Here is a 20,245-nt window from a genome sequence, read left to right as displayed (position 1 = left end):
AAAGGACCACATCATGTACATCCCCGCCCACTTTGGAGCCGGCGCCGACGCGGTTCAGCACCTCCTCACCTGGCCCGCTGCGGCGAATCTGGTCACCATGACGGACCAGGGCCTGCTGGCGACCATGCTGCCCTACATCTACGAGCCCTCCGTGGGGGAGCGCGGTGCACTGCACGCACACGCGGCGAGAAACAACCCGCAATTTTCCTGCCTGCCCAAGGGGGAAGCCCTCACTATCATCGAGGGCACGGATGGCTACATCTCGCCGTCGTGGTACCCCTCCAAGCTCGAGCACGGCCGCGTGGTGCCCACCTGGAACTACTCAACCGCCCACGTCTATGGCGAATTGATCATTCATGACGACGTCGACTGGCTGGGCCGCCACGTCCGCCGCCTGACACGGCTGCATGAGGACGGCCGGGAACACCCCTGGTCTGTCGACGAGGCCCCGGAGCCGTTCATCGCAGGGCAGCTGCGCGCCATCGTGGGCGTCGAGCTGGTGATCACGCGTATCGAGGCCAAGGAAAAGCTCAGCCAGAACCGCTCCGCATTGGATGTCGCGGGCGTGGTCGAAGGACTTCGGGCGAGCGGCCAGGAAGCCAGCGCTGCAGCCGTCGAACGCGTGCGCCGCTGACCCCGGTAGGGAAGTGCGGCGCCGCTCGCCCGCCCCCGAATCGCGGGCGAGCGGCGCCGTCCTGCATGCACTAAGCCGGTCGCTGGGAGTAACAGCGTGCAATATAAGCATGAATCAATGTCTCTGATGACCAAAAATTCGGCGCTCGTGCTACTTTCAGCACTGATAACGTGCATTCCTTCATTTCCCGGCGCCGGGACCAGGGGACTGCGCGCACCCCCTCCCGTACCGCCCGACCCCCGCATTGGAGACGCCCGTGGATCCCTCAGCTCCGCTAACCCTGGATGAGCAGCCAGCCGGTTTGGCAAGGCAACGGCAGGAGTCAGGGCTCCGCCGGTCCATGGGCCCGCGCCACCTGGTGATGATCGCCATGGGCGGGGTGATTGGCTCCGGCCTGTTCCTCAGCTCCGGCTACACCATTTCCCAGGCTGGCCCGCTCGGCGCGGTGATTGCCTACCTGGTGGGCGCGTTCGTGGTGTACCTGGTCATGGCCTGCCTGGGCGAACTCGCCATCGCCTACCCGGTTTCCGGCGCGTTCCACATCTACGCCGCCCGCTCCATCGGCCCTGCCACCGGTTTCGCTACCGCCTGGTTGTACTGGCTGTGCTGGGCGGTGGCCATCGGTTCGGAGTTCACCGCTTCCGGGCTGCTCATGCAACGGTGGTTCCCGGACGTCGAGGTCTGGGTCTGGTGCCTGGTTTTCGCCGCGATCCTCTTCGGCTTCAACGCGGTGTCCTCAAAGTTCTTCGGCGAGTCCGAGTTCTGGTTCGCCATCGTGAAAGTGGCCGCCATCATCGGCCTCATCGTACTGGGCGGCGCAGCCCTCTTCGGTTTCCGCCCGCTCAGCAGCGGGGGAGAGCACCCGTTCCTGTTCGAGAACTTCGCCACGGAGGCAGGACTGTTCCCCAACGGCTTCACCGGCGTCCTGGTTACCGTCCTCGCCGTCTTCTACGCCTTTTCCGGTTCCGAACTCATCGGCGTGGCAGCAGGGGAAACCAAGGATCCCGCCACCAGCATCCCCAAAGCCATGCGGACTACCGTGCTCCGCCTGCTGATCTTCTTTGTCGGCGCGATCGCCGTTATTGCTGCCACCATCCCGTACACCGAGGTGGGCCTGGACGAGAGCCCGTTCGTGACGGTCTTTTCATCCATCGGCCTGCCGTTCGCCGCCGACATCATGAACTTCGTCATCATCACCGCACTCCTCTCCGCCGGAAACAGCGGACTTTTCTCCTGCGCCCGTATGCTCTACTCCCTCGCCGACGAAGGCCACGCGCCCCGCGCCTTCAAAAAGCTGACGCGCCGCGGCATCCCCTTAACCGCGCTCGCAGTGAGCATGGTGGGCGGCGTCGCCTCGCTGATCAGCAGCGTGGTTGCCCCGGAGACGGTCTACCTTGTCCTGGTGTCAGTGGCCGGTTTCGCCGTGGTGGGGGTATGGATGTCCATCACCGCCTCGCACTTCTTCCATCGCCGCGCCTTCGTCCGCAACGGCGGGGACGTCGCCACACTCGCCTACAAGGCCCCCCTGTTCCCGCTGGTACCCATCCTCGCCTTCACGCTGTGCGTCGTCTCCCTAATAGGCATCGCTTTGGACCCCACCCAGGCCGCCGCGCTCTACTTCGGCATCCCCTTCGTGGCCGCCTGTTACGCCTGGTTCCACTTCCGGCACGGACGCAAGGCCCAGCCCGCCAAGTAAGGGGAACGGACGACGGCGGCTGCCGGGCCGGGTGGCTATGGGCACCTTCCCGCCGGCCGCCGTCGTTCTTTCCGGCGTTCCTGTTGGAACGATGCTGCCGTGGCAGAATAGGGCGAGGTTTCCGGCGGGGAGGGCAAATGAGAGTGGATCCTTCCGCTGAGGCGTCGTCAATGGCGCAGGGCCTCCGGATCGTATGGCTGGTGGCCGACCGCGAGAAGCGGGGCCGGCAACTGCTGGGGGTTTCCCAGCTGGCGGCCGAGCTGGACATGGAGCAAAGCCGCGTCTCCCGGCTCACCCAGGAGTTGTGTGACCTCGGGCTGCTCGAGCGCGTGGACCGCGGCCCGTTCCGCACCGGCCAACGATTTTTCACCCTCGCCGCCTCGCTGAATACGGGCTGGGTCAGGGAAGCGAAAAGAGTGCTGGAGGCGCTGGTGGCCTCTTTGGGGCTGCGGGCCCGGCTCTCGGTCCGGGACGGCTACCGCGTGATCCTGGTTCGAAGTTCAAGCAACGATGCCGTTCCCGGAAGCTTCGTGAAGCCGGGCATGGTGACTCCGGTATGGTGCACCGGTGCCGGCCGGGCGCTGCTGTGGGACCATGACCGTCCCGCCCTGGAGGCCCTGCTCCAGGACGTCAATTACGTCGGCATCGGTGGCCCGGGGGCTGCCCATTCCACTTCTGGCGTGTGGGACCGGATGGTCCGGGACCATGCCGCCGGCTACATTTCGGCTGCGGAGGAATTCGAGCACAACGTGGTGGAATTCGCGGTGCCCGTCCGCGGCGCCGGCGGTGCCATCCTGGCCTCGCTCAGCGTGCTGGGAAGCCCGGCCAGGATCGGCTCCCGGACCGACGCCGGCGCGGCGCTCACCAGTGCAGCGGAACGGCTCGGATCCTTTTCGGCGCCCGGCTAGTCCTGTGGCTGGTGGCCGAGCCTGCTCTCGAGCCACCGTCCCTGTGCGGCCAAAGCCGCCGCGCATGCCTCCCGGCGCGGTTCCAGACGTTCCTTGATGCCCACGATCTGCAGCGCCGCCACCACGTCCCCCTTGAAATCCCGAATGGGGACGGCCAGGGAGTAGAGGCCCGGTTCGGCCTCCTCGTCCACGATGGTGTAACCCCGTGCCATGGCGGCATCACGGCGCGCCAGGAAGTCTTCAACGCCGGCGGGCGTGTTGGGGCCGTGGCGCACGAAGTCGACGTCCGCGAAGACAGTCCGCACCTCTGCCTCCGATGCTTCCCACAGCACTGCCTGCCCGGCGTCGCTGCAGTAGGCGGGGTAGGGCCGGCCAAGCCAGGAGCCCACCAGGTTGCTGCTTGCCGGGACGCTTTCGCCGATGGTCACCGTGCTGTCGCCACTGAGGACCCCGAGGAAGCATGCTTCGTCAGTTTGGCGGGCCAGCGCTTCCAGGGCACTGCCGCCGTCGGACTGTAAACGGCGTTCCGTCAGCAGTTGCGCATCGGTGAGGACGGACCAGTCCAGAGTGTAGGTGCGCTGGCTGGTGCGGGTGAGGAAGCCCTCCTGCTCCGCGCTGCGCAGGTTGCGAGACACTTGGCTGCGGTCCTTGCCCAGGTCCACGGCGATGTCTGCCACTGTCCCGCCGGGGTGTCCTGCTGCGTGGCGTGCGCCAACAGCAAGGACGGCCATGATTCCGCGGCCCATGCTGGAGGTTTTAGGCATGGACTGAGTTTAGTGGAGGGCGTCCGGGCCCGCCGCCGGCCCGCGGTGGGCGGACTCAGCAGATGGCAATGACACGCGCCGGGAAGCCGCTGCCGCTCAGCGGTTTGGCCCAGGTTGCCATGATGGCGGCGCCGGACTCCGGAAGCCCGTCCAGGTTGGCCAGCAGTTCAATCTGCCAGCGGTCCTGTGCCAGGACGTAGGTTTCCAGGCTGAAATCCTGCCGGGAGGTGGCCAGGCCGGGGTCTGTGTCCGTCTGCTCATGGCCTACGGCTGCAATCGACCGCTCGTTGACCAGGAAGGACAGCACCTCAAAGGACCAGCCTGGCGTGTGGCTCAACCCGTCCTTGTCGCGGTTGGCCATGGCGTCCGGATCCGGCCAGCGGCTGCTCCAGCCGGTGCGCAGGGCCACAAAAGCGCCTGCGGGGATGGCGCCGTTCCGGTTTTCCCAGTCCTGCACGTCCTTCAGGGTAGGGACGGCATCCGGGTTGCCGGCCACCCGCGCGGAGATGTCCAGGACCACGAGCGGAAGGATCATCTCCCGGACGGGGATTTGATCCAGGGTCCTGCCGCCGCGGATGAAGTGCGAGGGCGGGTCCACATGGGTTCCCCACTGGCCCACGATCGAATAGCGGTGCGCGGTGAACCCGTCACCCTTCTCCAGGTCGAAGAGCGCTTCGCGTTCCTCATCCGGGAAGGCGGCAAAGTGTGGCTGCCCGGGGTGGAAGGCGTGCGTCAGGTCGACGAACTGCCTGCCTGCGAGCAGCTGCTGCAGGTTGTCCCACAGGGAAGCAGTGATGGTGGTGTCCGTCATGATGCAGCAGCTCCCTGGGGTGCCAGTGCACTGCTGGACACACTGATCGGGCCGGTGAGTTCGATGACGGGTACTTCCCACGGGTGGATCTCCACGATCTGGCGCATGAAGCGTTCCACGGCGGCATCCTCCAGGGAGGCATCAAAGTAGGTAGTGAACACAAACGTTGGAGACAGGGTCTGCTCGCCCACGCGGCCTAATGTCGGATTGGCGCCCTCGGACGTGGTGAAGCCCTCGAAACCCAGGCCGGATTCGAATACATGCTTGTAGCTGCCAAAGTCGCCCAACTCCTGGAACTGCGCGAGAGCCTGAAGGAGATGCGCGATGCCGGGATCGTCGCGGAAGGCGCTCGCTTTGCCTTTGGCGAGCTGCGCGAAGGTGGTGCCGCTGATGGGCCAATGCACGCGCAGCTTGCGTACCGGATGAAGTTGAACGTCCAAGAACCTGTCCTCTTTTCCTCCCGCCGGGCTGACGGTTGCCTGCCATCGTGACAGAAAGAAATAATCATTACAAGCATAAGAAGATGCGTATTATGACTGCATGCCTGTCAATGCGATGCTGTCATCCCTGCTGGAATCAGGCAGGCACCTGCCCGCCGACGGCGCCCTGGCCACCGAGCTGGAGGCCCGCGGCTGCAACCTCGACGATCCCTTGTGGTCGGCGAAGGTTTTGCTTGAGCAACCCCAAGTGATCAAGGCCGTCCACGCCGACTACTTTGCAGCAGGTGCCAGGATTGCGACAACGGCCAGCTACCAGGCCACGCCCCAGGGGTTTGCCGGGCGGGGGATGGGGGAGCAGGAGGCGTTGGAGCTGGTGGCGTTGTCGGTCAGGTTGGCGGATGAGGCCAGCCGCGAGCATCTGGCCGCCGCCCCCGAAGACGGACCTTTGCTGATTGCCGGATCCGTCGGCCCGTACGGTGCCTACCTCGCGGACGGCTCGGAATACCGCGGGGACTATGTCCTGACACCGCGCGAATTCCGGGACTTCCACCGTCCCCGCTTAGCGGCGCTGGTGGATGCAGGCGTCGATTTCCTCGCCTGCGAAACCCTGCCCTCGTTCGCAGAAGCCGAGGCACTCCTGGCCCTGAGCCAGGAATACGACGTCGAAGCCTGGTTTTCCTTCTCCCTGCAGGATGGGACGCACATCAGTGACGGCACTCCGCTGGCAGCCGTGGCCGGACTCCTGGACACGCAGCCCCATATTGCAGCCATTGGCGTGAACTGCGTGCCGCTGGGACTGGTCAGCCCCGCGCTGGCCGCGCTGGGCCAGGCCACCGGCAAACCGCTGGTGGCCTATCCCAACTCCGGGGAGGCCTACGATCCCGTGACCAAGACCTGGGGACCTGCCGAAGCAAGCGGGAACACCGGATCGGGTCCTGGAACGGACCAGAAGACGCAGCCCCGCACCCTGGCGGAGGGGACTGCTGCCTGGCAGAAGGCCGGGGCCCGCATCATTGGTGGTTGCTGCCGGACCACGCCCGCCGACATCGTCGCTGTCGCAGCTGCTATCCCGCCCGCTTAGCCTTCGAGCCGGCCGTAGGTGCTGATGACGTTGCCCTTGCTGGTGCGGTACTGGTCCTGAAGGACAAGGCGCGTGGTGGGGTCGCCGTCCTCAAAGAGGCGGCGGCCACTGCCGGCCACCACGGGGTGGGTCATCAGCGTGAGGGAATCAAGCAGCCCGGCGAACAACAGCTGCCGCGTCACCGAGATGCTGCCGCACACGGCGATTTCGCCGCCGTCGCGCTCCTTCAGCTTGGCTATGAACTCCTCCAGCGGGGAGTCCATCAGCTGCGAGTTCTGCCATTCCAGCGGGTCCTTCAGCGTCCGGGATGCCACGAACTTTTCCACGGGGTTGATGAATGCCGCAAAGTCCTCATCCACCGAAGCGTTCGGCCAGTAGGCCGCCCACTCCTGGTAGCTCACCCGGCCCAGCACCACAGTGTCCACGGTTTCCATCATCCGGGTCATCCCAATACCCAGTTCGGCGTCAAAGCTGTCGAACTGGAACTTGTAGGGATCGGACACCACGCCGTCCACGGAGTGGAACAGACCGGCAGTGACTTTGCGCATGAGGACCTCCAGGATGGCACCAATGGTGCGGGCACGCCGGCTCCGCGTGGCCGGACAGGTCCACCGTATTAGGTGCGCCGGCGGGAGGGAAGAGGGCCGCGGGGCGGAGGCGTATGGCGGCCAGGCGTTAGGTTCGTCACCACTCCCTGCGTGTTGCCGGGTTTCCCGGCCGGGGAACGCCATACTGGTTTTGAACGGCTTTTGCCGTGCCCCGGCCAGGCAGGAGGAAGTGCATGGAAACCCTGAAAAAAATCGTGTCCAACCAGTATTTCCCGGCCGCCGCGGTGCTCACCGCAGTGGTCCTTTTCTGGGCCGTGGGGCTTCTGGGCGGCCTGTCCCTCCTGAACAACAGCCAGTCCCCGCTGACAACCCTCACCTGGATACTCTTCGTCTACGGCGCGGCGGTCCTCACCCCCCTGGCAGGCGCTTGGGCTGCCGCGGACCTGCTCCGGCGGTGGAAGCGCAACCGGGCCGCGGAAGCAGCCGGTGTCCAGGCAGAAGCCGGCAGTCAGCAAACTCCGGCAGCGGAACCGGAATACGTAGCTGAAGCCGCGGCCCAACCCGCTGCACAGCGCCAGACTGCACCGCAACAGCCGGTCCAGGACCAGCCTGCCCAGCAGCAGCCCGCCGCCAAGAAGCCCATGCAGAAGAGCCCGGGCCAGAAGAAGTCCGGCTCCAAGAAAGCAGCTTAGCCCGGGCTCCCGGGACGCTTTCATCCTGTTAAGCCCGGCTCTATTTGCCTAAGCCCGGCTCTATTTGCCCAGGGCAGGATAGGCAGCCTCTCCGTGCCCGTGCGGACCATCGACACAAAGGTCTTGTCGATTGTGACCGTGTCCACCGGCAGGTCCTGCAGCCGGTATTCGTGCCGGAGGCCATTCCAGACGCCAGGGCAAGCAAAAGCGCCGTTCTCCGCACGCGGAGAACGGCGCCCGGCCCTTTGAAAAAAATTGGTTTCGGAAGTTACACGCGGCGGTGGCTGCGGTTGGTGACTGCCCCGTAAACCAGCAGGACGATAATCGACCCCAGAATTGCCAGGAGCCAGGTGCGGATATCGAAGAATTCAGCCAGACCGCCACCGAAAACCAGCGAGCCGATCCAACCGCCCAGGATAGCGCCGACGACGCCGAGGACCAGGGTGATCACCCAGCCTCCGCCCTGACGGCCCGGGAGGATGGCCTTTGCAATAGCTCCGGCGATCAGGCCCAAAATGAGAAATCCTAGAATGCCCATGTTGTCACTCCTTAAATTAGTTAAGTTGTGCCGGGCCCCCATTTCCGGTTCCATAATTCAAGCAGTGTGCCTACTGCACTTCAAGACTTCAAATATCACGGGATGGCTGTCAGTTTCGCTGGCGGGAATGCATGTTTCAGCAGGTGAGGGGCCAGCGGCCCGTCGGGGACCCGGCGGGCTTTCGATAGAGTTGAACTGTCCCGCCACCTACCTAGGAGCTCCGGCATGTCCAGGCAGCAGTCCTTCCGGCCTCGTGCCGTCTTCCTCGATATCGACGGCACCTACGCGGACCACGGATTGGCTCCCCAGGCACACGTTGAGGCGGTCCGCACAGCACGCGGGCTGGGCCATCTGGTCTTCGTCTGCACCGGGCGGCCGCTGTCCATGGTCCCCGGCCACATCCTGGAAACTGGGTTCGATGGCATCATCACCGGCGCCGGCGCCCGGGTGGAGCTCAACGGGCAAGTCCTCAAGGACACGCGGTTTCAACCCGGCCTGGCAGCCCTCATCGTGCAAACGCTCGACGCCGTGGACGCAGCGTACATCCTGGAAGCACCGGAGGCGCTGTACGGCCGCACCGGCGTGGACCAGCGGCTCAGGCAGGTGCTTGGCCCCGTGTTCGCTGGCCGGTCCGGGCACGATGGCGTCCTGAGTACTGACGTTGATCCACTCGAGGACATCCTGGGGCCCATGCAGTACAGCGACGACCTGCGCGGTGCGTCCTTCGCCAAAATCTCGTGCTTCGACTCGCCCGTGCCGCTGACGGAACTCATGGCCGGTCTCGGCCCGGACGTGGGACTGATCCCCGGTTCCCTGTCAGCGCTTGGCGACCGCGCCGGCGAGATCTTCATGGCCGGCACACACAAGGCGGTGGGCATCCAGGCGGTGGAAGCCCACCTGGACCTGGACCGGGCGGACATTGTGGCCATCGGCGACAGCGCCAATGACATCGAGATGCTCGAGTACGCAGGAACCGGTATCGCCGTCGAGGATGGCCATCCCGCCGTGCTGGCAGTGGCGGACAGGACTACTCCCGGCCCGTCCGGAAACGGAGTGGCGCTCGCCTTTGCCGAGCTCGGCCTCCTGGGCTGAGCTCACAACTCCAAGCCAGGCAGCCCTCACGACCTGCGCCGGGACCCCTGAACCGGGCTGTGCTACTGAGCTAAAGCTGGGGAACGGCCCGCTCCAAAGCGGGCACCTCCACGCTTCCTGTCCCCAGTCCGCGCAGCACCCAGCCTTCCGCCTGCCATGCGGCAGCGTCCAAGGCATTCCGCGCATCCAGCACCACCCGGCGTCGTACCAGCCTGCCCGCCACGGCAGGTGACAGGCGCCGGTACTCGTCCCATTCGGTCAGGAGCAGCACCAGTTCGGCGCCCTCGAGCGCCCGCTCCGTGGAAGCCTCAAACCTGAGCCGCGGGTAGCGCCGCCAGGCTTGGTTGACCGCCGTGGGATCGGTGACGGTCACGTGTGCGCCGGCAGCTGCCAGGCGGTCGGCAACATCAAGGGCGGGGGAGTCGCGGATGTCGTCCGTGTCCGGCTTGAATGACGCGCCCAGCACGGTCAGGGAACGCCCTGCCAGGCTTCCGCCGCAGAGCTCGGCAGCGAGGCTGGCAGTCCGCTCCCGCTGGCCCAGGTTCACGTTGTCCACCAGCCGCATCCAGTCGTCCACGGCAGCAACCCCGAGGGCCGAGGCCTGGGAACGGAAGCTCCGGATGTCCTTCGGCAGGCAGCCCCCGCCGAACCCCAGCCCGGCATGCAGGTACCGCCCGCCGATCCGCGGGTCCATGCCCATCGCCTCACCCAGCTCCGCCACGTCCGCACCCGATGCATCGCAGAGTTCGGCCATGGCGTTGATGAAGCTGACTTTGGTGGCCAGGTACGCGTTCGCTGCCGACTTAATCAGCTCCGCGGTGGCGAAGTTGCAGACCAGGCGGGGGATCCCGGCGGCGAGCAGGGGTTCGTAGACGGCGTCCAGAGCGGCCGTCACGCCGAGGGGCGCCCCGGTCCGGGCATTGAACGCGCCGGCCCTGCCGCCGTCCACGCCGTAGACCAGCCGGTCCGGTACCAGTGAATCCTTCACGGCGGTGCCCTGCCGGAGGAACTCGGGGTTCCAGCCCAGCAGCACGTCCGGCCGTGCGGCCAGTATGCCGCGGAGCATGTCCACGGTACCCACCGGCACTGTGGATTTTCCGACGACGACGGCGCCTGCCGCCAGGTGCGGGAGCAGCGCCTCCGCCGCGGAGACCAGGTAGGTGAGGTCAGCGGCGTCGGACGTTTTGTGCTGCGGAGTACCCACACACAGGAAGTGCACCTGCGCGCCGCCTGCGGCGGCCGCTGCGGTGGAGAAAGTCAGCCGGCCGGTGGCCAGGCCGTCCTGCAGCAGTTCGTCCAGCCCGGGTTCGTGGAACGGTGCCGCGCCGCGTGCCAGCTGCGCCACCTTCCCGGGGTCGACGTCGATGCCCACCACTGTGTGGCCCATTGATGCGAGCGTGGCTGCGTGCACCGCGCCCAGGTAGCCGCAGCCGATCACGGATATTCTCATGATTCCCACCCTCGCCCTGATGCCGCAGGCTCGGCTATGGAACCTGGCGGGCGTTGTCCCAGCGCCAGGACCTGCTCGTAATGGCGGACCAGCTGTCCGCAAAGCGCCGGCCATGTCTTGTCCTGCACCGACGCGTGGGCCGCCGCGGCGAACGCGCGGCGCTTGGCGTCGTCGCCCATCAGGTCCACCACACGGGCGCGCATCCCGGCGAGGTTCCCGGGTTCGTAGAGCCAGCCCGTCCGGGAGTTCTCCACCAGGTCCAAGGGCCCGCCGCGGCCCGTGGCCACCACCGGCACACCCGATGCCATGGCCTCCTGGATGGTCTGGCAGAACGTCTCCAATTCGCCGGGATGGACGAACAGGTGGAAGGACGCCACAGCGCGTGCCAATTCGTCCCCGCCCAGGAAGCCGGTGAAAACGGCGTCCGGCAAGGCGCCTTCCAGGGCCGCCCGCTGGGGTCCGTCGCCCACAACCACCAGCAGCGTGTTGGGGATGCCGGCCAGGGCAGCCAGGTCCTCCACCTGCTTCTCCACGGCCAGCCGCCCTACGTAGCCGATGATCCGCTCGCCGCCGGGGGCCACGGAAGCCCGCCAGCCGTCGTCGCGCCTTTCCGGCGAAAACCGCGCCGTATCAACGCCCCTGCGCCACATCTCCACCCTGGGGATGCCGCGGCCGCGCAACTGGTTCAGCGCGAACGTTGAGGGCACCAGGGTGCGGGTGGCGAGCAGGTGGATGTTCTCCACGCGGTTCCAGGCCCAGTTCTCCAGGAACGGCACCCCGTACCGCGCCGCATAGCTGGGAACCTCGGTTTGGTAGATGGCAACGGTGGGGATGCCCAGCTGCCGCGCGGCCTGTGCCGCCCGCCAGCCGAGGACGAACGGCGAGGCAAGGTGGACGACGTCCGGTGCGTAGTCGGCAAGGATTCGCTTGACCCGGTACACACCGCCCATCGCCACCCGAACGTTCGTATAGCCCGCCAGCGGAACCGCCGGCAGCCGGTGGATTTCGGCGCCCCGGACACGGGCCGGCGCTTCCCCGTCCAGGGTGGAGGGCGCGATGACCAGGACGTCATCGCCCCGGTCCTCGAGGTGCTCCAGCACCTGCAGGATGGAATGCGTTACGCCGTTCATCAGCGGCAGGAATGACTCAGCAACTATCGCGATCCTCACCCCTCCACCGTGGGCGGGCTGCGTTGCCGCGCGGGGGACCGGATGTGACGCCGCGGGAAAGGTTGGGGAAACAACAGGACCGCCGGGGACCTGTTGGAACACGGATGAGTCACGAATGCAGCGGCAGCGGCAAACTCTATTGACCGTGCTGTTTCAGCGGCTTTATGATTCAATCACCTGAACGTTATGAAACGATTCATTGTTGTAGCAAAGACCTCAGAGACGCGGTTCAATTTATGCAGCACGATCGCAGCAATCCTCCCGGGCACGCACCGGGCGTCCAGCAAGGCGGACCCGTGCTCTCGCTGACCGGCGCCGCCAAAACCTTCGGTCCAGTCGTGGCCCTCGCGGACGGCACAGTGGAGATCCGCGCCGGGGAAATCCATGCGCTGGTGGGCGAGAACGGCGCCGGGAAGTCCACCCTGGTGAAGATCCTCGCAGGCCTCTACCATCCGGACTCGGGGGATTTCCGGCTCAGCGGTCAGCCTGTCCACTTCCGCAACGTGGCGGAGAGCAAGGCCGCCGGCATCTCCGTCATCTACCAGGAACCCACCCTGTTCCCGGACCTCACCGTGGCGGAAAACATTTTCATCGGCCGGCAGCCCAAGGGGCGGTCCCGGCTGATCAGCCGCGCCGAGATGCGGCGGCAGGCCGCCGAACTGTTCGACCGGTTGGGCGTGCCCATCGATCCCTCCCGGGTGGCGGAGGGGCTGTCCATTGCGGACCAGCAGATCATCGAAATTGCCAAGGCCATCTCGCTTGAGGCCAAGGTGCTGGTGATGGACGAACCCACGGCGGCGCTCAGCGGGGTGGAAGTGGACCGGCTCTTTGCAGTGGCCCGCGGGCTGAGGGACAAGGGAACCGGCATCCTGTTCATCTCACACCGTTTTGACGAGGTTTTTGACCTGTGCGACCGGATCACCGTGATGCGGGACGGCCGCTACATCGCAACCCACCGGACTGCCGAGGTCACCGTGGAAAAGATCGTCCGCGAGATGGTGGGCCGGGACATCGGAACGCTGTTCCCCAAAGCCGAAGCGGACATCGGACACACAGTACTTAAAGTCGAGGGCCTCAGCAGATCCGGGGTATTCCGGGACATCAGCTTCGAAGTCCGGGCCGGTGAAATCGTTGCCCTGGCGGGCCTGGTAGGTGCCGGGCGGACCGAGGTGGCCCGTGCGGTGTTCGGCATCGACCCGTACGACGCCGGACAGGTCTCTGTGGAGGGCAAGCCGCTGAAGGCCCGCAACCCCCAGGCGGCCATCGCCGCCGGGCTGGGCTTCGTGCCGGAGGACAGGCGCAAGCAGGGGCTGGTGATGAACCTGTCGGTTGCCCGGAACGTGACGCTCACCCTTCGGAACAAGTTCGCGACGGCAGGGCTCATCAACGGCGGCAAGGAACGTGCGGCGGCGAAGGAATGGAGCAAACGCCTGCAGGTCAAGGCCGGCTCCCAGGAGCACGCCGTCTCCACACTCTCCGGCGGCAACCAGCAAAAGGTGGTGCTGGCCAAGTGGCTGGCAACCGATCCCAAGCTGCTCATCATCGACGAGCCCACCCGCGGCATCGACGTGGGCACCAAAAGCGAAGTCCACCGGCTTATTTCCGATCTCGCCGGACGCGGAATCGCCATCCTGATGATCTCCTCCGAGCTTCCCGAGGTCCTTGGCATGGCAGACCGCGTCCTGGTGATGCGGGAGGGCCGGATCACCGCCCAGCTGGACAGGGCAGATGCGGACCCCGAATCGGTAATGCACGCGGCAACCTCCACGGCAGGAGTTCCGGAATGAGTTCAACCCTCAAGCACCAGGAGAAAGGCACGACGGCGGACCGCACCGGCGGCGGCAGCGGCGGGATCGGCCCGCTCCTGAGGCTGCGTGAGCTCCCCGTCCTGGTTGCGCTGGCGCTGCTGGTGCTTATCACCTTCCTGAATAACCCGCTGTTCCTGTCCCCGCAGGGAATCAAGGACCTGCTGCTCAACGCCACCATCATCATCATCCTGGCAGCCGGACAGACCCTGCTCATCATCACGCGGAACATCGACCTGTCCGTCGGCTCCATGCTGGGGCTGGTGGCGTTCGGCACCGGTTCAATTTTCGCCGCCATGCCGGACCTTCCCATCCTGGCCGTCCTGCTCCTGGGCATGGCCTTCGGCGCGCTGCTCGGCATGTTCAACGGCTTCCTGGTCACGGTGGCCAAAGTGCCGGCGCTGGTGATCACCCTGGGAACCCTTTACGTGTTCCGCGGGCTCAACAACGCCTGGGCCGGCGGCAAGCAGTACTTCGCCGGGGACCGGCCGGAGGCATTCGGGGCACTGTCCGTGGACACAGTGCTCGGCTTTCCGATCATCACCCTCCTTGCCATTGCAGTGGTGGCGGCGGTGGCCGTGTACATGGCCGGCACCCGTCCCGGCCGCGACCTCTACGCCATTGGCTCGGACCCGGAAGCGGCGAAGGTCCTCGGCATCAAGGTGTCCAAACGCGTATTCCTCGCCTTCCTCGCCAACGGAGCGCTCGCCGGCCTGGCCGGAGTGCTCTACGCCAGCCGCTTCAACTCCGTCGGAGCAACCACCGGGACGGGAATGGAACTGGATGTGGTGGCAGCCGCGGTGGTGGGCGGCGTGGCCATCTTCGGCGGCAGCGGAACCGTGGCCGGCGCGGCCCTCGGAGCCGTGCTCCTGACCACCATCACCAGCTCCCTGACCGCGCTCCGGGTGGACAAGTTCTGGCAGCAGGCCATCGTGGGCATCCTGATCCTCACGGCCATTGTCATCGACCGCCTGGCCAGCCTGCGGACGGCCCGGAAACTGCGGATAAGCGAGGCCCGGAATGTCTGAGACCACTACGCCCAGCAGCACCACTGCGGCTGCGCCCGTTGCCGACAGCACCAAGCCGCTGGCCACCGAACCCAAGGGAAAAACGGGCGCTGCCCGCATCCTTGCCAGCCGTGACGCCATCACCATCTACGTACTCCTGGCATTCCTGATATACGCCGCAATCGCCATCCCGCGCTTCGCCTCACCGGTGACCACCGGCTTCCTGCTCCTGGACGTCATTCCCGTCCTCCTGATCGCGATGCCCATGACGCTCATCATCGTCACTGGCGAAATCGACCTTTCGGTGGCCAGCATCGCAGGGCTGACGAGCGCCCTGATGGGCGTGCTGTGGGCGGCCGGACTGGACATCTGGCTGGTGCTGGCGCTGTGCCTGCTAGGCGGAATCGGCGCGGGAATGTTCAACGGCTTCCTGATCGCTGTCCTGGGACTGCCCTCGCTCGCGGTCACCATCGGCACGCTGGCACTCTTCCGCGGCCTTGCCCTGGTAGTCATCGGGGACAATGCCGTAGCCAACTTCCCCCGCCCCCTGACAGCCTTCTTCACCTCCAAGCTCGGTGCCACCGGCATCCCCACGGTGATGATCGGCGTCGTACTCATCATGGTGATCTTCGGCGTTCTGCTCCACTTCACGCCCTTTGGGCGGGGGCTCTACGCCATGGGGTACAGCAAGGAAGCGGCCAACTTCGTGGGCATCAACGTGGCGCGCAGCAAATTCTGGCTGTACGTGGCCTCCGGTGCGGTCTCAGCCCTGGCCGGAATCTACTGGACGCTGCGCTATACCAGTGCGCGGAGCGACAACGCCTCGGGGCTGGAACTGGCCGTCATCGCCGCCGTGCTCCTCGGCGGTGTATCGATCTTCGGTGGCAAGGGCACCATACCCGGCGTGATCGCCGGTGTGCTGCTGATCGGCAGCCTGAACTATGCACTGCGGCTCGGGCGGGTGTCCGACGTCGTCCTCATCACCGTGACGGGCCTGCTGCTCATCTTCTCCGTGGTGGCGCCGAGCATAGGCTCCGCCGTCCGGGAATGGCAGCACAACCGGCGGGTCCGCCAGAGCTTCAGCCGGGGCACCTCCGCCACCAGCAACGACCAAACAAGGGAAAAGGAAAAACAATGATGTTGAACCGAAAAAAGACAGGCAGCCGCCCGAGGTTGGCCCCGCTGGTGGCCGTCACGGCGGCGGCAGCCATGGCCCTGACGGCATGCAGCGGCGGAACGGGGACCACGGGGGAGACCTCCGCCGCGGTTGAGGAGCAAAAGATCACCTTCATCCCCAAGCAGCTGAACAACCCATATACGGACGTTGTCCTCGGCGGCGGCAAGGACGGCGCGCAGGAAGCGGGCTTCGCCTCCTCCCAGGTGGTGGGTCCCCTGGAAGCCTCGGCGTCCAGCCAGGTCTCGTTCATCAACGCCGAAACCCAGGCGGGCACCAACGTCATCGTTATCGCCGCCAACGATCCCGACGCCGTCTGTACGGCCTTGGGCGAGGCCCGTTCCGCCGGTGCCAAGATTGTCGCTTTCGACTCGGACGCCAACCCTGACTGCCGTGACGTTTTCATCAGCCAGGTGGTAGCCAAGGAAGTGGCCCTGATCCAAACGAAGCTGATCGCCGAACAGATTGGCGGCTCCGGCGAAATCGCCATCCTCTCCGCCACGGCGAACGCCACCAACCAGAACGAGTGGATCAAGTTCATGGAGGAGGACCTGGCATCGAACCCTGCCTACAAGGACATCAAACTGGTGGCCAAGGTTTACGGCGATGACGACGACACCAAGTCGTTCCAGGAAGCCCAGGGCCTGCTGCAGGCACACCCGAACCTGAAGGGCATCATTTCGCCCACCACCGTGGGGATCGCCGCCACGGCCAGGTACCTCTCCACCTCGGCCTACAAGGGCAAAGTCGCGCTGACCGGGCTGGGGCTGCCCAACGAGATGCGACCATTCGTCAAGGACGGCACCGTCAAGGAGTTCGCCCTCTGGGATCCCGCCCAGCTCGGATACGTCGCGGCGTTCGCCGGCAAGGCCCTCGTGGAAGGGAAGATCACCGGCGCCGCAGGCGACAAGTTCACGGCCGGGGAACTGGGCGACCGGACGATCGAAGAAGGCGGCGTGGTCATTGTTGGCCCGCCAACCGTCTTCAACACCGAGAACATCGACCAGTACAACTTCTAGCGCTGCGGGGTGCACACCGGGCGGGCTCCCATGGCCCGCCCGGCGTTCCGCGGCCTCGTGTTGAGCAAGAAATTCCCCGGAAGGGAAGGCTGCCATGTCGCCCACCAAAAGGAACGCTGCGGAACTGCTGGAGCCCCACCGGCGGCGGCCCACCCGGATCGGCCTGGTATCCGGGGGACTGGGTGCGTACTGGCCCCAGTTCCCGGACCTCCTGCCCCAGCTTGAGGATTCAGCCCGGTACGTCACCTCCCGCTTTCGAGAGCTGGACGCGGAGGTGGTGGACGCGGGCTTCATCTCCGATGCCACCCAGGCCGTTACGGCGGGGGAGAAGCTCCGGCAGGCTGACTGCGACCTGATCGTCATCTTCCTCGCCACCTACCTGACGTCCTCCATGGTTCTGCCCGTAGCCCAGCGCTCCGGGAGCCCGGTGCTGGTCATCGACCTTCAGCCCACCGAAGCGATGGACCACGCAAATTTCGACACCGGTGCATGGCTGGCCTACTGCGGCCAATGCCCGGTGCCTGAGGTAGCTAACGTTTTCCGCCGGGCGGGGATCGACTTTCGGTCCGTCTCGGGGCATTTGAAGCAGGACTCGGCCTGGGAACGGATCAACCAGTGGGTCCACGCAGCAGGCGTCCGGGCCAGGCTCAGAAACGCACGGCACGGATTGATGGGGCACCTGTATCCGGGCATGCTGGACGTCGCCACCGACCTCACCACCGTCTCGACGAGCTTCGGATCCCACGTGGAAGTGCTCGAATTTGATGACCTGCGGGAACGGGTGAAGGCCGTGACCGACGCCGAGGTGTCCGAGCGGCTCTCCCTGGCCCGTGAGCTGTTCGTCCTCGATGAGTCCGTCAACGACGACGACTTCGCCTGGGGTGCCAGGGTTTCAGTCGGGCTGGACCGGCTGGTGGAAGACTTTGACCTGGACTCTGTTGCTTATTACCACCGCGGACTCGCGGGGGAGCAGCATGAGCGGCTGGGCGCCGGCATGATCCTGGGCTCCTCGATCCTGACGGCCCGTGGAATTCCCATGGCAGGGGAGTACGAGCTGCGGACCTCCATTGCCATGCTCGCTGCCCAAGCCATCGGCGCCGGCGGTTCCTTCACCGAGATCCAAGCCCTGAACTTTTTCGACAACGTGGTGGAGATGGGGCATGACGGCCCCGCACACCTGGCTGTCTCCTCAAAGGATCCACTCCTGCGTGGTCTGGGCGTTTATCACGGCAAGCGCGGGTGGGGAGTTTCGGTCGAGTTCGACGTCCAGCCCGGTCCTGTCACCACCCTCGGCCTGGGCCAGGACCCGGATGGCAAGTACGTTTTCGTGACGTCGGAAGGGACGGTGGTTCCGGGTCCGCTGCTGGCCATCGGAAACACTACTTCGCGCGTGAACTTCGGCGGGGATCCAGGGATCTGGGTGGACCGGTGGAGCCAGACCGGGATCGGTCACCACTGGGCCCTGTGCCTTGGGCACCGGGCCGCGGACATCAAGGCCGCGGCCTCGCTGTTGGGACTCGAACACCGGCATGTGTCGCTGCCATGAGGCGCCAGACTTTTTGCCCGGAAAGGTGCTGGTCAGTCCTGGTTACAGAGGCCAACACGAAATAAATTACTAAGCAGACTTCCCTTTTGATGCTAAGCATGCTTACGGTAGGGGGGCAGCTAGCGCACAGCCTTCAGCAGAGAGGGCGGAGGCCGAGTGCCGGGATAACCGGTGCCGGGACATCCATGGCCAGCTATGCCCAGCGCAACGACAAATCCAAGGAGACGTCATGCTCAACAGGGAAAACATTGAAAGCCTGCTCCACAAGGGCGGCAACGTCGTCGGTTCCGACGGCGAGAAGATCGGCTCGATCGGTCAGCTGTACGCGGACGACGACACGGGCGAGCCGACATGGGTCACCGTCAAGACGGGACTTTTCGGCACTTCCCAGTCCTTCGTCCCCGTTGAAGGTGCCCACACCCAGGGTGATGACCTCGTGGTTCCCTACAGCAAGGAACACGTCAAGGACGCCCCGCGCGTCGACGTCGACGGACACCTCACCCCTGAGGAAGAGGACCGGCTGTACACCTACTACGAGCGTGGTGCCCGGACCTACTCGGACACCACCCGTGGCGATGTGGACCTGCAAGGTGATGCAGACCTGAACGCCGGCACTCCCAACGCCGGGACCGCAGGCTACGCATCCGACCGAGACACCGTAGGCCACGACACGTCCGGCCCCACCACCGATGACGCCATGACCCGCTCAGAGGAACAGCTCCGCGTGGGCACCGAGCGGCAGGCTGCCGGCAGGGCAAGGCTCCGGAAGTACGTCACCACGGAAAACGTCACCACGACCGTCCCGGTGCAGCGTGAAGAAGTCCGCCTGGAGCGCGAGCCCATCACGGACGCCAATCGCGGAGCGGCCCTCGACGGCCCGGACATCAGCGAAGAGGAACACGAAGTGATCCTGCACGAGGAACGCCCCGTGGTTCAGAAGGAAACGGTCCCGGTGGAGCGCGTGCGCCTCGACAAGGACGTTGTCCAGGAGAACGTCACGGTCAACGAGGAAGTCCGCAAGGAGCACATCGAAGCCGACGGCGACGGCATCGACCGCGACCTGCGCCGCGATGACGACCGGCGGCTCTGATCCCCGCATAAAAGTACTGTTGACGCGCCGCTGAACGGACCGGCGCCAGGCAGCCACAGCAAACGACGCCGGGAGTCCACTTGGGGGCTTCCGGCGTCGTTGTGCATGCGGTATTTCTCTTGTGCCGGGTCGGCCTGCTGCTGGTGCCTGCCGGCCGCGGAGATGCTGGTGCAGCCGCCCGGAAAGCGGCGACTGCACCAGCCAGTAGGACGAATATCTTCAGAACTTAGGGTTCTTCTCTCATTCGCGGCTCCTGTTTCCCGGGTTACGGATTCCGGGCTACCTCCTGTCGGCGGTCATGTTCCTCGAGAACAGCCAGCCGGCAGCGATCATTGCAACGCCCAGCACCAGGTGGGTCCAGTTGTCCATCACGTTCAGCGACAGGAAGTTGGCCGCTGAATCGACTCCGACAATGAGCCCGAAAATGGCCAGGACGATGTACAGCGCACCCGCTCCCAGAAGGAAGTTCCGTGCTCCATGTTCTGTACGGGACATCGCCCAGCCGGTTGCACCGATGGCCAGCTGCACAATGTTGAGCAGCATGGACACCTGGAACAGCCCGAGGAACATGGCGTGCGAAGCCGGTCCGAGGAACATCAGTTCGCTGTACTGGGTGGTGACGCCGGGGATGAACCCCAGGACGCCCACCAGCATCAAAACGATCCCCACTCCCATGCCCACGTTCTGGACGTCTGCCCGTCCAAAGTGAACGCCGTGCGCATGGTGGGATGCGGTAGTCATTTTCTTGCCTCCAACCACTAATAGTGGACGCTTCAATTTT

General features: G+C 65.6%; 20 protein-coding genes. 12 read left to right on the top strand and 8 right to left on the bottom strand.

Translation table 11 applies throughout. The annotated features are described in order from the left end of the window. Nucleotides 1-13: 13 nt before the first annotated feature. From AC5RVN_RS08315 to AC5RVN_RS08305, 3 genes are all read left to right on the top strand, one after another. A complete protein-coding gene (locus tag AC5RVN_RS08315) occupies nucleotides 14-634 on the top strand; it encodes an FMN-binding negative transcriptional regulator (RefSeq protein ID WP_494137599.1) in 621 nt (206 codons plus the stop codon). Nucleotides 635-890: 256 nt separating this feature from the next. Then, complete coding sequence (locus tag AC5RVN_RS08310) at nucleotides 891-2,330, top strand: amino acid permease (RefSeq protein ID WP_494137598.1); 1,440 nt, start codon at nucleotides 891-893, stop codon at nucleotides 2,328-2,330. A 143-nt stretch (nucleotides 2,331-2,473) separates the two neighbouring features. Next, nucleotides 2,474-3,238, top strand: a complete 765-nt coding sequence (locus tag AC5RVN_RS08305; RefSeq protein ID WP_494137710.1) for an IclR family transcriptional regulator — start codon at nucleotides 2,474-2,476, stop codon at nucleotides 3,236-3,238. Here AC5RVN_RS08305 and AC5RVN_RS08300 read toward each other — a convergent pair. The 3 genes from AC5RVN_RS08300 to AC5RVN_RS08290 are packed head-to-tail and all read right to left on the bottom strand — an operon-like array spanning nucleotide 3,235 to nucleotide 5,253. Continuing rightward, nucleotides 3,235-4,002, bottom strand: coding sequence for an IclR family transcriptional regulator (locus AC5RVN_RS08300; RefSeq protein WP_494137597.1), 768 nt, complete (start codon nucleotides 4,000-4,002; stop codon nucleotides 3,235-3,237). The genes AC5RVN_RS08305 and AC5RVN_RS08300 overlap by 4 nt on opposite strands. A gap of 55 nt (nucleotides 4,003-4,057) precedes the next feature. Then, the gene (locus AC5RVN_RS08295; RefSeq protein WP_494137596.1) at nucleotides 4,058-4,813 is read right to left on the bottom strand and encodes a cyclase family protein; all 756 of its coding nucleotides are present in this window, start codon (nucleotides 4,811-4,813) and stop codon (nucleotides 4,058-4,060) included. Then, the gene (locus tag AC5RVN_RS08290) at nucleotides 4,810-5,253 is read right to left on the bottom strand and encodes a hypothetical protein (protein WP_494041129.1); all 444 of its coding nucleotides are present in this window, start codon (nucleotides 5,251-5,253) and stop codon (nucleotides 4,810-4,812) included. The genes AC5RVN_RS08295 and AC5RVN_RS08290 overlap by 4 nt, the downstream gene beginning before the upstream one ends. 100 nt (nucleotides 5,254-5,353) lie before the next feature. On the opposite strand from AC5RVN_RS08290, the gene mmuM reads away from it, so the two are divergent. Further along, the gene (mmuM, locus tag AC5RVN_RS08285; protein ID WP_494137595.1) at nucleotides 5,354-6,334 is read left to right on the top strand and encodes a homocysteine S-methyltransferase; all 981 of its coding nucleotides are present in this window, start codon (nucleotides 5,354-5,356) and stop codon (nucleotides 6,332-6,334) included. Here the strand turns inward: mmuM and AC5RVN_RS08280 are convergent. Next, a complete protein-coding gene (locus AC5RVN_RS08280; RefSeq protein WP_494041127.1) occupies nucleotides 6,331-6,882 on the bottom strand; it encodes a dihydrofolate reductase family protein in 552 nt (183 codons plus the stop codon). The genes mmuM and AC5RVN_RS08280 overlap by 4 nt on opposite strands. A gap of 233 nt (nucleotides 6,883-7,115) precedes the next feature. Here AC5RVN_RS08280 and AC5RVN_RS08275 point away from each other — a divergent pair, with 233 nt between their 5' ends. Beyond that, nucleotides 7,116-7,574, top strand: coding sequence for a hypothetical protein (locus AC5RVN_RS08275; protein WP_494137594.1), 459 nt, complete (start codon nucleotides 7,116-7,118; stop codon nucleotides 7,572-7,574). A gap of 268 nt (nucleotides 7,575-7,842) precedes the next feature. On the opposite strand, the gene AC5RVN_RS08270 is transcribed toward AC5RVN_RS08275, so the two are convergent. Continuing rightward, nucleotides 7,843-8,112 carry a GlsB/YeaQ/YmgE family stress response membrane protein gene (locus AC5RVN_RS08270; RefSeq protein ID WP_494041125.1) on the bottom strand — a complete coding sequence of 90 codons (270 nt, stop codon included), beginning with the start codon at nucleotides 8,110-8,112 and terminating at the stop codon, nucleotides 7,843-7,845. 225 nt (nucleotides 8,113-8,337) lie between these two features. Here AC5RVN_RS08270 and AC5RVN_RS08265 point away from each other — a divergent pair, with 225 nt between their 5' ends. Beyond that, entirely contained in the window at nucleotides 8,338-9,204 is an 867-nt protein-coding gene (locus tag AC5RVN_RS08265; RefSeq protein ID WP_494137593.1) for an HAD hydrolase family protein, read from the top strand. Between the two features lie 70 nt (nucleotides 9,205-9,274). On the opposite strand, the gene AC5RVN_RS08260 is transcribed toward AC5RVN_RS08265, so the two are convergent. Together AC5RVN_RS08260 and AC5RVN_RS08255 are read right to left on the bottom strand one after the other, a co-directional pair. Beyond that, nucleotides 9,275-10,654, bottom strand: coding sequence for a UDP-glucose dehydrogenase family protein (locus AC5RVN_RS08260; RefSeq protein WP_494137592.1), 1,380 nt, complete (start codon nucleotides 10,652-10,654; stop codon nucleotides 9,275-9,277). Further along, the gene (locus AC5RVN_RS08255) at nucleotides 10,651-11,823 is read right to left on the bottom strand and encodes a glycosyltransferase family 4 protein (protein ID WP_494137591.1); all 1,173 of its coding nucleotides are present in this window, start codon (nucleotides 11,821-11,823) and stop codon (nucleotides 10,651-10,653) included. The genes AC5RVN_RS08260 and AC5RVN_RS08255 overlap by 4 nt, the downstream gene beginning before the upstream one ends. 236 nt (nucleotides 11,824-12,059) lie before the next feature. Here AC5RVN_RS08255 and AC5RVN_RS08250 point away from each other — a divergent pair, with 236 nt between their 5' ends. The 6 genes from AC5RVN_RS08250 (at nucleotide 12,060) to AC5RVN_RS08225 (ending at nucleotide 19,464) form a co-directional block, all read left to right on the top strand. Next, nucleotides 12,060-13,610, top strand: a complete 1,551-nt coding sequence (locus AC5RVN_RS08250) for a sugar ABC transporter ATP-binding protein (RefSeq protein ID WP_494104565.1) — start codon at nucleotides 12,060-12,062, stop codon at nucleotides 13,608-13,610. After that, a complete protein-coding gene (locus tag AC5RVN_RS08245) occupies nucleotides 13,607-14,656 on the top strand; it encodes an ABC transporter permease (protein WP_494041120.1) in 1,050 nt (349 codons plus the stop codon). Before AC5RVN_RS08250 ends, AC5RVN_RS08245 begins: the two co-directional genes overlap by 4 nt. Then, nucleotides 14,649-15,773, top strand: a complete 1,125-nt coding sequence (locus AC5RVN_RS08240) for an ABC transporter permease (protein ID WP_494137590.1) — start codon at nucleotides 14,649-14,651, stop codon at nucleotides 15,771-15,773. Before AC5RVN_RS08245 ends, AC5RVN_RS08240 begins: the two co-directional genes overlap by 8 nt. Further along, nucleotides 15,770-16,828: a rhamnose ABC transporter substrate-binding protein gene (gene rhaS / locus AC5RVN_RS08235; protein ID WP_494137589.1), complete on the top strand. Its 1,059-nt coding sequence runs from the start codon at nucleotides 15,770-15,772 to the stop codon at nucleotides 16,826-16,828. The genes AC5RVN_RS08240 and rhaS overlap by 4 nt, the downstream gene beginning before the upstream one ends. 94 nt (nucleotides 16,829-16,922) lie before the next feature. Then, complete coding sequence (locus tag AC5RVN_RS08230) at nucleotides 16,923-18,374, top strand: arabinose isomerase (protein WP_494104569.1); 1,452 nt, start codon at nucleotides 16,923-16,925, stop codon at nucleotides 18,372-18,374. A gap of 229 nt (nucleotides 18,375-18,603) precedes the next feature. Next, the gene (locus AC5RVN_RS08225; RefSeq protein ID WP_494041116.1) at nucleotides 18,604-19,464 is read left to right on the top strand and encodes a DUF2382 domain-containing protein; all 861 of its coding nucleotides are present in this window, start codon (nucleotides 18,604-18,606) and stop codon (nucleotides 19,462-19,464) included. Nucleotides 19,465-19,743: 279 nt separating this feature from the next. On the opposite strand, the gene AC5RVN_RS08220 is transcribed toward AC5RVN_RS08225, so the two are convergent. Continuing rightward, a complete protein-coding gene (locus tag AC5RVN_RS08220) occupies nucleotides 19,744-20,205 on the bottom strand; it encodes a DUF4383 domain-containing protein (protein ID WP_494104570.1) in 462 nt (153 codons plus the stop codon). Between the last annotated feature and the right edge of the window lie 40 nt (nucleotides 20,206-20,245).

This window comes from Arthrobacter sp. sptzw32 (assembly GCF_059089735.1).
Note: the sequence above shows the minus strand (reverse complement) of the source record. Positions and strands in the feature narration are given on the sequence as shown.

Coding starts and splice junctions, on each gene's coding strand:
- AC5RVN_RS08315 (WP_494137599.1), top strand. CDS start 14: ATGTACATCCCCGCCCACTTTGGAGCCGGCGCCGACGCGGTTCAGCAC.
- AC5RVN_RS08300 (WP_494137597.1), bottom strand. CDS start 4,002: ATGCCTAAAACCTCCAGCATGGGCCGCGGAATCATGGCCGTCCTTGCT.
- AC5RVN_RS08295 (WP_494137596.1), bottom strand. CDS start 4,813: ATGACGGACACCACCATCACTGCTTCCCTGTGGGACAACCTGCAGCAG.
- mmuM (WP_494137595.1), top strand. CDS start 5,354: ATGCCTGTCAATGCGATGCTGTCATCCCTGCTGGAATCAGGCAGGCAC.
- AC5RVN_RS08280 (WP_494041127.1), bottom strand. CDS start 6,882: ATGCGCAAAGTCACTGCCGGTCTGTTCCACTCCGTGGACGGCGTGGTG.
- AC5RVN_RS08275 (WP_494137594.1), top strand. CDS start 7,116: ATGGAAACCCTGAAAAAAATCGTGTCCAACCAGTATTTCCCGGCCGCC.
- AC5RVN_RS08270 (WP_494041125.1), bottom strand. CDS start 8,112: ATGGGCATTCTAGGATTTCTCATTTTGGGCCTGATCGCCGGAGCTATT.
- AC5RVN_RS08265 (WP_494137593.1), top strand. CDS start 8,338: ATGTCCAGGCAGCAGTCCTTCCGGCCTCGTGCCGTCTTCCTCGATATC.
- AC5RVN_RS08260 (WP_494137592.1), bottom strand. CDS start 10,654: ATGAGAATATCCGTGATCGGCTGCGGCTACCTGGGCGCGGTGCACGCA.
- AC5RVN_RS08250 (WP_494104565.1), top strand. CDS start 12,060: ATGCAGCACGATCGCAGCAATCCTCCCGGGCACGCACCGGGCGTCCAG.
- AC5RVN_RS08245 (WP_494041120.1), top strand. CDS start 13,607: ATGAGTTCAACCCTCAAGCACCAGGAGAAAGGCACGACGGCGGACCGC.
- AC5RVN_RS08240 (WP_494137590.1), top strand. CDS start 14,649: ATGTCTGAGACCACTACGCCCAGCAGCACCACTGCGGCTGCGCCCGTT.
- rhaS (WP_494137589.1), top strand. CDS start 15,770: ATGATGTTGAACCGAAAAAAGACAGGCAGCCGCCCGAGGTTGGCCCCG.
- AC5RVN_RS08230 (WP_494104569.1), top strand. CDS start 16,923: ATGTCGCCCACCAAAAGGAACGCTGCGGAACTGCTGGAGCCCCACCGG.
- AC5RVN_RS08225 (WP_494041116.1), top strand. CDS start 18,604: ATGCTCAACAGGGAAAACATTGAAAGCCTGCTCCACAAGGGCGGCAAC.
- AC5RVN_RS08220 (WP_494104570.1), bottom strand. CDS start 20,205: ATGACTACCGCATCCCACCATGCGCACGGCGTTCACTTTGGACGGGCA.